6 protein-coding genes are annotated in these 10,770 nt (G+C 57.9%); 5 read left to right on the top strand and 1 reads right to left on the bottom strand.

Going from position 1 to position 10,770, the window contains the following annotated elements; all coding sequences use genetic code 11:
- Positions 1-307: 307 nt before the first annotated feature.
- Positions 308-1,642 (bottom strand): ParB/RepB/Spo0J family partition protein, encoded by a 1,335-nt coding sequence (locus AC0YNU_RS17950; RefSeq protein ID WP_475759027.1) that lies wholly within the window; start codon positions 1,640-1,642, stop codon positions 308-310.
- Between the two features lie 276 nt (positions 1,643-1,918).
- Here AC0YNU_RS17950 and AC0YNU_RS17945 point away from each other — a divergent pair, with 276 nt between their 5' ends.
- From AC0YNU_RS17945 to AC0YNU_RS17925, 5 genes are all read left to right on the top strand, one after another.
- Positions 1,919-2,797, top strand: a complete 879-nt coding sequence (locus AC0YNU_RS17945; RefSeq protein ID WP_475759025.1) for a VOC family protein — start codon at positions 1,919-1,921, stop codon at positions 2,795-2,797.
- A gap of 216 nt (positions 2,798-3,013) precedes the next feature.
- Positions 3,014-4,765 carry an ABC transporter ATP-binding protein gene (locus AC0YNU_RS17940; RefSeq protein ID WP_475759023.1) on the top strand — a complete coding sequence of 584 codons (1,752 nt, stop codon included), beginning with the start codon at positions 3,014-3,016 and terminating at the stop codon, positions 4,763-4,765.
- 10 nt (positions 4,766-4,775) lie between these two features.
- A complete protein-coding gene (locus AC0YNU_RS17935; protein ID WP_475759552.1) occupies positions 4,776-6,617 on the top strand; it encodes an ABC transporter ATP-binding protein in 1,842 nt (613 codons plus the stop codon).
- 72 nt (positions 6,618-6,689) lie between these two features.
- The gene (locus AC0YNU_RS17930) at positions 6,690-7,364 is read left to right on the top strand and encodes a TerC family protein (RefSeq protein ID WP_475759021.1); all 675 of its coding nucleotides are present in this window, start codon (positions 6,690-6,692) and stop codon (positions 7,362-7,364) included.
- A gap of 617 nt (positions 7,365-7,981) precedes the next feature.
- Positions 7,982-10,684 carry a UxaA family hydrolase gene (locus AC0YNU_RS17925; RefSeq protein WP_475759019.1) on the top strand — a complete coding sequence of 901 codons (2,703 nt, stop codon included), beginning with the start codon at positions 7,982-7,984 and terminating at the stop codon, positions 10,682-10,684.
- Positions 10,685-10,770 lie beyond the last annotated feature (86 nt).

Below are 10,770 nucleotides of genomic sequence, written 5' to 3'. Positions count from 1 at the left end.
TCGTCCAATCAGAAGAAACCGCAAATGCAAGAAACACCGTTGAAGGGGGAGTAGTTAAGGCAAATCAGACTAAAGAGTAATGGAAAAGCACCGATCCGTAAACCATAAAAAAGAGCGAAAGCCAAAAAACCGGAAATCCATTGGCGGATTTCCGGTTCATATTCGTTCGTCGGGAGTGAACGGCGCTGGGCCGGCGGAAAACTCGAATTCGGGTACATGTAGTGCACCCAGTGCACTACATTCGGCGGAAAGCTCGAATTTGAGTGCAAGTAGTGTACCTAGTGCACTGCACGCTAATCCCGTCACATCATGTCGTTGCGTTCAACTTGGCTTCGGTCAACGCTTTGACTTCGCGCCACTGCGCAAGCTGCTGCTCGAGGCCGTAAATCAAGGCTTCCACGCCAGCGGCGAAGCCGCCGCTGCCAGTGCCCTGAGCCTGTGCCGCTGCATAGGCGGAAAGTGCTTCCGGCGTCAGCGGCTGCACGGCCGCGAGCGCCGCCAGCAGCTGCTGCAGACTGGAAGCCAGCGGCTCCGAGCCCGCCGCCGTTCCAGCGGCCGCCGTGCCAAACGCAGCGGCTGCTGCCTCGGCTTGCGCGGTGCCGCCCGCACCGGCACGGGCTCCGGCGCCAACCGGGTCCATGACGCCGCCGGCCGTCGCGCCATCACTGGCAGCACTGCCAACGCCGCCGACAGCTGAGCCGAACAGCCCGCCGTCTACCCCAGCGGCCCCGGCTGCGCCGATCGTGCTGCCCCCGGCAATCGCGGCCGGCATTCCCGCCCCTGCGCCATTTCCCGCTGCCGTACCATTCCCGGCAGCGTCAGCTCCGCCGCCAGCCGCAGCAGACTCCGCGGCCAGCCTCGCCTTCTCGGCTTTCGCTTCCGCCGCGCGCTCGGCCTGCTCTGCTTTCAGCTCCGCGGCTCGCTCGCGCTCTTTCTTGTTCTGCTGCACGGTCGACCAAGTTTGCAGCAGCTCGAAGCCGTTCTTGTAGAGCAGCTTGTCCTTCGTGCCGTCCGAGATTTCCTTGTCCTTGAACAGCTTGGCGATCTTCTTCACGTCGCTGACGGGCATCTCGTCGCGCGCGACGATGAGCGCGAGCGGATCGCGGTGCTCGATCGGCAGATCCTTGATCGGCAGCAGCTGATCCTCGGTCAGCTTGTCCTTGCGGATCTGCGTGCCGCTGACGATGAGCTTCCGCACGGCGTTGCCGAATTTGAGCAGCTCGCACTTGTTCTTGATATAGGCTTCCGGTTTGCCGAGCTTGCTCGCGAGAAACTTCAGGGAGCTGTTGAACTTGGATTCGTTCATCAGCTTATGGAACGCCTCGGCCTCCTCGATCGGGGAGAAGCCCTCGCGCGTCAGATTTTCCGCGATCTGCTCGAGATAGATCTCCATCTCGTCCGTAGCCGTCGAGACGATGCACGGAATGGTGGGCTTATTGAGCATTTTGCTCGCTTTGTATCGGCGGTTGCCGTAGATGATTTTATACCGGCCGTCAGGCGCCGTCCGCACCTTGATGGGGGAGAGCAGTCCGAGCTCCTCGATGCTCTTCATCAGCTCCTCGAGCGCCTCCTGGTCGAACTGGTAACGCGGCTGGTCGGTATCCTCATCGATTAAATGCAGGTCAATATGAATAATATCCATATGTAAGGACTCCTATCTATTGGGAAGGTGGTCAAATTCATCGAAAGAGGGCGCTAGCGGGTCCTCCGTATTATATACCACCCATTCGTCTGTGAAAATGACCCCGTAACCGCTTACGTCGAAATTGGGTTCTGCCGCGCGATGTGTTACGATCTAGCTATTGGGTTTACGGGCGGCAACGATATTGCGGACAGACCTGATCCGGCGGCTTTCCATGATCGGCTTGGATCAGTGCTTTCGCGCGTTGACGCGTCGCTTTACTTAGGAGAGAAGGGGGTGTTTATCTTGTCGCATGACATCGATGCACGTACGGTCGTGGGTAACGTTCAGCTGCGGGTCAGCGATTTGGAAAAGTCGATCGGGTTCTATCAGACGGTCGTTGGACTCCGGCTGCTATCGCGCAACGAGCAATCCGCGCAATTGGGTGTGCCGGGTTCAAATCAGCCCTTGCTGAAACTGACGGAAATCCAAGGCGCGAAGCCTCGTCCGCGCAGATCCGGAGCAGGTCTTTACCATTTCGCCATTCTCGTTCCGGACCGCCGATCGCTCGGGCTGGCACTGCGCAATCTGATTGCGAGCGGGATTAAGATCGGACAGTCGGATCATCTCGTCAGCGAAGCGCTCTATCTCTCGGATCCCGACAACAACGGCATCGAGATCTACCGGGATCGTCCGCGCAGCGAGTGGAAGTGGGACGCGAACGGTCATGTCCGCATGGCCGTGGATCCGATCGACTGGGACGGCTTGTTGGCGGAGGCAGGAGACGCGACTTGGAACGGACTGCCCGCCGGCACGACGATGGGCCATATTCATCTGCACGTGACCGAGCTGCCGACGACGGAGCATTTCTATGTCGACGTGCTGGGCTTCGGCGTGGTCGCACGCATGGCGGATTCCGCCATGTTTATTTCGGCAGGCGGTTATCACCACCACATCGGGCTCAATGTATGGGCGGGGGTCGGAGCAACGCTCGTGCCGCAAGACGCGCCGGGACTTGATTGCTTCGACATCGTCGTACCTACGGAAGAGGCCCAAATGGCAATCTTCGCAAAACTGCAGGCGGCAAGCGTACCGCTTCGAACGGATCGGGGAACGATCATCGTGCACGATCCATCCGGCATCCAACTTCATATCGTCGTCCGCGGCTCCGCTTAATCTCCGATGAGCGCGCTGGAGGCGCATCGTTCCGCCTCCGGCAATCATCCGCATTGCAGGAGGCTTTTTCGGCCGTTTCGAGAGCGAACCGCGGGCACGTGCAAAATGGCTGCGATTGCCAGCTAGACTTGAGCGAAAGCTATATGTTGTGCATATTCGCTGACCGGAAGGGTCGGCGAGACACCCTCATCCCAACAATCGGAAAGGAGCTGCAACATGGCTAGACAACGCGGACTGCTCATTACGTTCATTCGATCCAAATGGTATATCTACGCCTCGGGGGTTTCTTTCACGCTCGCGGCGAATCTGTTCCAATCTTACTATCCGAAGGTACTCGGGCAATTCACGGACCAGCTGGAGCAGCAAGGCCTTACGCAGGCGGCCGTCCTAGACGCCAGCCTGGCGCTGCTGATTATCGGCCTCGCCTACGGCATTTTGGGCGGAATCGGTCAATTTCATATCATGTATGTCGGGCGGCTGTTCGAGAAATACACGCGCAAGCGGCTGTTCAAGCATTTCACGAAGCTCGGCGAGCAGTTCTACGCGAAGAACGGGGTCGGCAAACTGCTCAGCTATGTGATGAACGACGTGACGACCGTGCGCGAGTCGATCTCGATGGGCGTCAACCAGACGGCCAACGCGCTCATGCTCATCGTGTCTGCCATCGTCATGATGGTCATCAGCGACATTCCGCTGTACCTCATTCTCGTCTGCATTTCGCCGCTCATCTTGATTCCCTGGATCGTCGTGAAGCTCGGCCCGAACATCCGCGCCCGGTCGCATGCCGTTCAGGAGTCGCTTGGCAAAATGACTGAGGCAGCGGAGGAGCAGTTCGGCGGCATCCGGGTGACGAAGAAATTCGCGGTGGAGGACATCATGAACGAGCGCTTCGGCGCCACGGTCGACGTTATCAAGGACAATCAGCTGAAGCTGGTGCGCGTCTCTTCGTTCTTCCAGGCACTCATACCTTTCCTGGGCGCAATGTCGCTGATCATCACGCTGGCTTACGGCGGTTATCTCACGCTCGTGAACCAAATCACGCTTGGCAATTTCGTCGCGCTGACGCTTTATGTAAGGATGATGGTTAACCCGCTGCAAGCTATCGGCAACGTCATCAATACGATTCAGCGTTCCCGGGCCTCGCTGGAGCGGGTAAATGATCTCCTCAACAAGCAGCCCGAAATCGTGGAGCATGACAAAGCGGTCGACGTCGATTGGTCGCATGCTCCGCTGTCCGTCCGGAACCTGTCATTCGCCTATCCCGGCGCAGCCAAGGAAGCGCTCCGAGGGGTGTCGTTCACGCTTACGCCGGGCAAGACGCTCGGTATCATCGGCAAGACGGGCAGCGGCAAAACGACGCTCGTCAAGCTGCTGCTGCGCGTCTTCGACCCGCCTGCCGGCGCGATCGATATCGGCGGAACGCCGCTCGACCAGCTGACGCTGGAGAGCCTGCGGGGCGGCATTGCCTACGTGCCGCAGGACGGATTCCTGTTCAGCACGACGATCCGCGATAATATCGCCTTCTTCCGCCGCAGCTCCGAGCTGTCGCTCGTCGAGAAGGCCGCGGAGCAGGCCAAGATTCACGACAGTATCAAGAGCTTCCCGGACGGATTCGAGACGAAGCTGGGCGAACGCGGCGTCACGCTCTCCGGCGGACAGCGGCAGCGGACGGCGCTGGCGCGCGGGATGCTGATGAACGCGCCGATCCTTATTCTGGACGACAGCGTCAGCGCGGTCGACGCGGTCACGGAGACGGCCATTATCGACACGATCCGGAAGGAACGCAAAGACAAGACGACGATTCTGATCGCCCACCGGATCAGCGCGATGAAGCATGCCGACGAGATCATCGTCATGGATGAAGGACGCATCGTGCAGCGCGGCACGCATGAATCGCTGCTTGCGCAGAAGAACGGCATCTATGCGATGCTGCACGCGATACAGGAGGAGGGGAGCAGCGTTGGCTAAAGCGAAACCGATGGAGACCGGACAACCGGCCGGAAGTGCCGACGCCGGGACGCCGAAGAAATTCAATAACCGCTCCGCCTACAAGGGGCTGTACAACTACTCGAAGCCGCATCGGTGGACGTTCCTGGGCGTATTCGGCTGTATCATTATTGCCATCGCGGCGGATTTACTGCAGCCGTATCTCGTCAAGATCGCGATCGACGACCATCTCACGAAGGGCGACAAGAATCCCAATACGCTCTTCCTTATCGTCGGCATCTATCTCCTGCTGTCCGTGGCAGGCTTCATATTCACGTACTTACAGAACAATCTGCTCCAGCATGCGGGCCAAAGCATCGTCGCTTCCATTCGGAAGCATCTGTTCCGCCATATTACGAAGCAGTCGATGTCCTATTTCGACCGGATGCCGGGCGGCAGCTTGATTACGCATGTATCGAGCGATACGGAGACGATCAATCAATTCTTCAGCCAGGTGCTGCTGAGCGTGTTCCGGGACGGCCTGACGCTCGTCTTCATCATCGTGCTGATGTTCCAGCTCGACGTCCGAATGACGCTGTACTGTCTGATCCTGCTGCCGATTATCGTGCTGAACGCCATCGCGTTCCGCTCGTACATGCGCAAGACGTACCAAATGACGCGGACGAATCTGTCCCGTCTCGTGGCATTCGTGGCGGAAAATCTCGCCGGCATGCACATCATCCAAGTGTTCCACCAAGAGAAGGAACAGCAAAAGCAGTTCTCCGAGCGCAACCAGACGTACTTCCGTTCCAACCTGCGGGAGATTCGCACCAACGTCCTGTTCAACCGGTCGTTCGACATGCTCGGCAACCTGTCGGTAGCGTTCGTGACCTGGCTCGGCGGCAATGCGGTGCTGGGCCATTCCGTGCCGTTCGGCGTCCTGTTCGCGTTCATTACGTACATTCGGCAGTTCTTCCAACCGATCAACACGATCACGCAGCAGTGGAACACGCTCTTGTCCGCATCGGTGTCGATGAACCGGATCTGGTCGATCTTCGACACGGTGCCGGACGTGCAGGACAAACCGCAAGCGGCGGTGGAATTATCGGGCGTGAAGGGTCAAATCGACTTCAATGGGGTAAAATTCGCGTATACGGATGGGCAGCCGGTCATTCATCACCTTGACCTGCATGTGCGGCCGGGCGAGATGATCGGCATCGTCGGGACGACAGGCGCGGGCAAGAGCTCGCTCATCAGCCTCCTTTGCCGGTTCTATGACGTGAAGGAAGGCAGCGTCGCCATCGACGGCATCGACGTCCGCGACATGCCGCAGGAGAAGCTGCACCGGCTGATCGGACTCGTCCAGCAGGAGCCGTACTTGTATTCCGGCAGCATCATCGACAACGTCCGGCTGTTCGACGATTCGGTGTCGCGGGAGGAAGTCCTCGAAGCCTGCAGGCTCGTCGGCGCGGATTCGCTCATCGCCGGCATGAAGGAAGGCTACGATACGCTGCTGTCCGAGCGGGGAAGCGGTTTGTCCGCGGGCGAGCGGCAGCTGATTTCTTTTGCACGGATCATCGTGTTCAAACCGAAGGTGCTGATCCTGGACGAGGCGACGGCGAATCTCGATTCCCATTCCGAGCAGCTCATCCAGCGGGCGCTGGCGGTCGTCTCCGAAGGACGGACGACGCTGGTCATCGCGCATCGCTTGTCCACGATCATGGGCGCGGACCGGATTATCGTGATGCGCCAAGGCGAAATCATCGAAGAAGGCACGCATCGCGAGCTGCTCCAGCGGGGCGGCTATTACGAGGAGCTGTATCGACATTCGCAGGGCCGAGCCGAAGTGACCGGAAGCCCGCTTAGCGGGAACGCCGCCATCGAAGCAGGCTGAAATAGACAACCCGGATTGAACTGTGCGATAATAAACTGCTGTCGAATTCAGGCTTCGGTAAGGAGTTAGAGAATGGAACTATTTCTACTGATTATGGAAATTTTGCTCGTCAACCTCGTTTTGAGCGGCGATAACGCCGTCGTTATCGCGCTGGCCAGCCGCAATCTGCCGAAAGAACATCGTCAGAAAGCGGTGTGGTGGGGCGCGATGGCCGCGGTCGGTCTGCGGATCGTGCTGACGGTGGTTGCCGTATATTTGCTCAAGGTGCCGTTCATTCAGATCGCGGGCGCGCTGATGCTGTTCTGGGTCGCCGTATCGCTGCTGAAGGACGACGGGGAGAGCAAGGACATAGAAGGCGCGCAGTCGTTGTGGAAAGCCATCCGCACGATCGTCGTGGCCGACTTCATCATGAGCCTCGATAATGTGCTTGCCATTGCGTCGATTGCGGAGAACCGGATTTGGATCATGGCCGTCGGCGTCGCGCTCAGCATTCCGATTATCGTATGGGGCAGCCAGTTGATCATGGCCGTGCTGCATAAGTTCCCGATCTTCGTCTTTCTCGGCGCGGGCATTCTCGGTTACACCGCCGGCGAGATGCTGGAGGAGAACGAGACGCTTGCGAAGGCGATCGGCAAGGTGGCGGACTGGGCGGACAGCGCCTTCCCGTTCGTCTGCGGACTGCTCGTCATCGGCGTCGGGTATTTGCTTCAGAAGCGCGATCGTTCGCGCGTGCAGGAAGCGCATTGATGTAAGTCAGTACCAGAGGTAGCTTAGAGAACAAGAAGGCCATGCCGGAATTCCGGCATGGCCTTCGTTCTTGTCGCGAGAATTCGGCGCCTATTCTTTCTTCTCGCTCAATTCCGCGAGTACAAAGTGCCAACATGGAGTAACAACCTATAGCCGCACACGATCGAACCTCTCAGCAGACAAACATCGCTTCGGATTACCTTGCGAGCGCTAACGATTGCACGGAGGGCTAATCGGCTCTAAATGCCCCTATTAAATCGCTAATGGTTGCCAGGAGGCTTATTGCGAGATTTTCCTGCCAAAATCCGGTCTCTAAACGCCTAATAACGTCTGCTAGAACCGTTAGCTTTTATGTAGCCGTATTTTTTGAGGAATAGCAACGCTGACAACCGTTAAGCGTCAGCGTCAGCCTGAATGCACGTTGAACGATTGGCAGCTCGTCTCTAGGAAAATAGTGGCGTCATCTGTATATCGTTGCATATGACATAGTATATAATCTGATATAGACGGAGCTCGATTACGGCTCTGCTTCTATAGCAACAATCTGAAAGCGTTTACTATAGTAAACCAAATCATGATTGATTTATCAGACAGCATTATATAGGAGCGTGAAATCTATGAACGCAGTTTACCAATTTGACGAAGCTGCCAGACTTCCCTTGCCCGGGGACAACTGTGCCGTTGCGACTCGCCAACTGGACGCCGGCACTGTCATTCACTATGAAGGCCAAACGTTGACCTTGGATTATACGGTTATGGAGGGCCATCGGTTTGCGGTGAAGGAGATTGCGCCCGGCGAAGACCTGCTCTCTTGGGAAATGCCTTTCGGTGCGGCGATTCAAGCGATCCCGCCCGGCCATTATGTGGTCAACGACTCGGTATTGCACGAGCTTAGCGTACGTCAGCTGAAATTCGCTCTTCCGGCGGAGCCGAACTTTGAAGATCACGTGCCTCCGTATGTGCTGGACGAGGCTAACTTTCAGCCTGCCCCGGCAGCTCCGGCGTACACGGATACGCGTACGTTCATGGGCTATCGCCGCTGTGAAGAACGAGGCGTCGGTACTCGTAACCACGTGGTTCTGCTCGGCACCACCTCGCGTACGGGCAGTTACGTGAAGCAGCTCGCAGGTCGTCTGCAAGCGGATTTGAAGAACTATCCCCATATCGATGGCATCGTCCCTGCTGCGCATACGGAAGGCGGTACAGAGAAGCCGAATAACCTGGATCTGCTGCTGCGGACGCTCGCCGGATTTATGGTGAATCCGAACGTCGGCGCGGTCTTGGTCGTGGATTATGGCAATGAACCCGTAACCAATTCGATGGTGGAGTCCTATCTGAGCGAACATAATTATCCCATCCATGACGTGCTGCACAAATTCGTATCGCTGCAAGGCGGGTTTGAAGCGAATCTGGCTCAGGGCGAAGCGATCGTACGCGAATGGCTGCCCGCGGTCAATGCGATGCAGCGGACGAGCGAATCCATCAGCCATCTGAAGATCGGACTGCAGTGCGGCGGCTCGGATGCCTTCTCCGGCATATCGGCGAATCCGCTGCTGGGCTGGATTTCGGAAGAATTGGTACGGTACGGCGGCGCTGCCAGCCTGGCAGAGACGGATGAATTGATCGGCGCGGAGCCTTATGTCCTATCGAAGGTACGTAACGTGGAAACCGCCCGCAAGTTCCTGGAGCTGGTGGACCGTTTCAGGGAGCGCACGTCTTGGCATGGGTCGAGCGCGGAAGGAAATCCATCCGGCGGCAACAAATATCGCGGTCTTTATAACATTTATCTCAAATCCATCGGCGCGGCACGCAAGAAAGATCCGGTCACTCGCCTCGATTATGCGACGGAATACGGGGAGCTCATGAAGGATGGCGGCTTCTATTTCATGGATAGCCCCGGCAACGACCTTGAGAGCATCGCCGGACAGGTGGCAGCGGGCTGCAACCTGATTTTCTTCACGACGGGTAACGGCTCGATCACCAATTTCCCGTATGTGCCAACGGTTAAGGTCGTCACCACGACGACTCGCTTCCAGTTGCTGTCCAATGACATGGATGTCAACGCCGGGCAGTATCTGGAAGGAACGACTATGGAGGAGCTCGGCCAAGAGGTGTTCGACCTGACCCTCCAAATTGCCTCCGGTCAGCGCAGCGTCGGCGAGAAAGCGGGTCATGCCCAGGTGCAAATCTGGCGCAATTGGCAGCAAAATGATGCCAGCCAGCTGGAGAGCTTGCTCCATCCCCCTGTGCCGACGGGAGAGCCGATCGCCATCCCGGCGGATGCGGGAGCGGTGGAAAGACCAATCGAATTCACCTTTAACCGTCATCAAGACGGCCGGTCCAGCGACAGCATCGGTCTCATCCTGCCGACCAGTCTGTGCGCCGGACAGGTAGCCAATATGATTACGCAGCGGCTCAATAAGCAAGGTGCCGGCCAGCCCGAGGTCTCGCGCTTCGTGGCTTTGGCTCATACGGAAGGGTGCGGCAATTCAGGGGGCCAAGCGGAAGAGCTGTATGCGCGAACGATGATCGGCTATGCGAGCCATCCGATGGTGCGGCATTGCCTGCTGCTCGAGCATGGCTGCGAGAAAACCCATAACGATTTCATGCGCCATGAGATGGAAGAGATGGGCGTTGACGCGAGCAGGCTTGGTTTTGCCAGCATTCAGCTGGACGGCGGAATTACGAAGGTGACGCAGAAGGTAGAGGATTGGTTCGCCGATCGATTGGCTGCAGCGAGCGGAGCCGAGAACGAGACGGTCGGTTTGGAAGGACTGCGAATCGGCATCCTGAGCGATGGAGCGATCACGGGCGAAGCGGGAGAGCAGCTGGCTAAACTGACCCAAATGATCGTCGACGCAGGCGGCTTGGTCGTCGTGCCTCGGAACAGCGGACTGTTGTCCGCGGCCGCTTACGCCAAACCGCTATCCATCGAATCCGATGTTCGGCCGTCCATCGCCTACGGCGAGCGCGTTCGCAGCAACGGCTTCCACATCATGGAGACGCCGACCGAGCATTGGGTAGAGACAATTACCGGCCTTGGCGCCACGGGCGTAGAGATCATGATCGCGCTGGTCGGCAATCGTCCTATGCAGGTACATCCGTTCATTCCGATGCTGCAGCTGGCATCGGAGTCGGCGGCGCCGCGCAACGATGACAAGGATTTGGATTTGCTGCTCACAGGCGATCCGAACGCGTGGACGCAGCAGATTCTCGAGCGCTGCAAGCAAACCATCGAGCATCGCTACACGCCGCGGCTCTTCCAGCAGGGGAATGTGGATTTCCAGTTCACGCGCGGGTTCTTGGGCGTATCGTTGTAAGTGGAATAAGCGAACGGCTGAAGCAAAAAAGGGGACGACCGCTGAAGGTCGTCCCCTTTGTACGTGACGGTACGTGTTATGGCTTC

It is taken from the genome of Paenibacillus sp. J31P316 (assembly GCF_056269105.1).
The sequence above is the reverse complement of the archived record's forward strand: the minus strand, read 5'-3'. Positions and strand labels throughout refer to the sequence as shown.

Excerpts from the sequence above, each read along its gene's own strand:
- AC0YNU_RS17950 (WP_475759027.1), bottom strand. The coding sequence starts at position 1,642 with ATGGATATTATTCATATTGACCTGCATTTAATCGATGAGGATACCGAC.
- AC0YNU_RS17940 (WP_475759023.1), top strand. The coding sequence starts at position 3,014 with ATGGCTAGACAACGCGGACTGCTCATTACGTTCATTCGATCCAAATGG.
- AC0YNU_RS17935 (WP_475759552.1), top strand. The coding sequence starts at position 4,776 with ATGGAGACCGGACAACCGGCCGGAAGTGCCGACGCCGGGACGCCGAAG.
- AC0YNU_RS17930 (WP_475759021.1), top strand. The coding sequence starts at position 6,690 with ATGGAACTATTTCTACTGATTATGGAAATTTTGCTCGTCAACCTCGTT.
- AC0YNU_RS17925 (WP_475759019.1), top strand. The coding sequence starts at position 7,982 with ATGAACGCAGTTTACCAATTTGACGAAGCTGCCAGACTTCCCTTGCCC.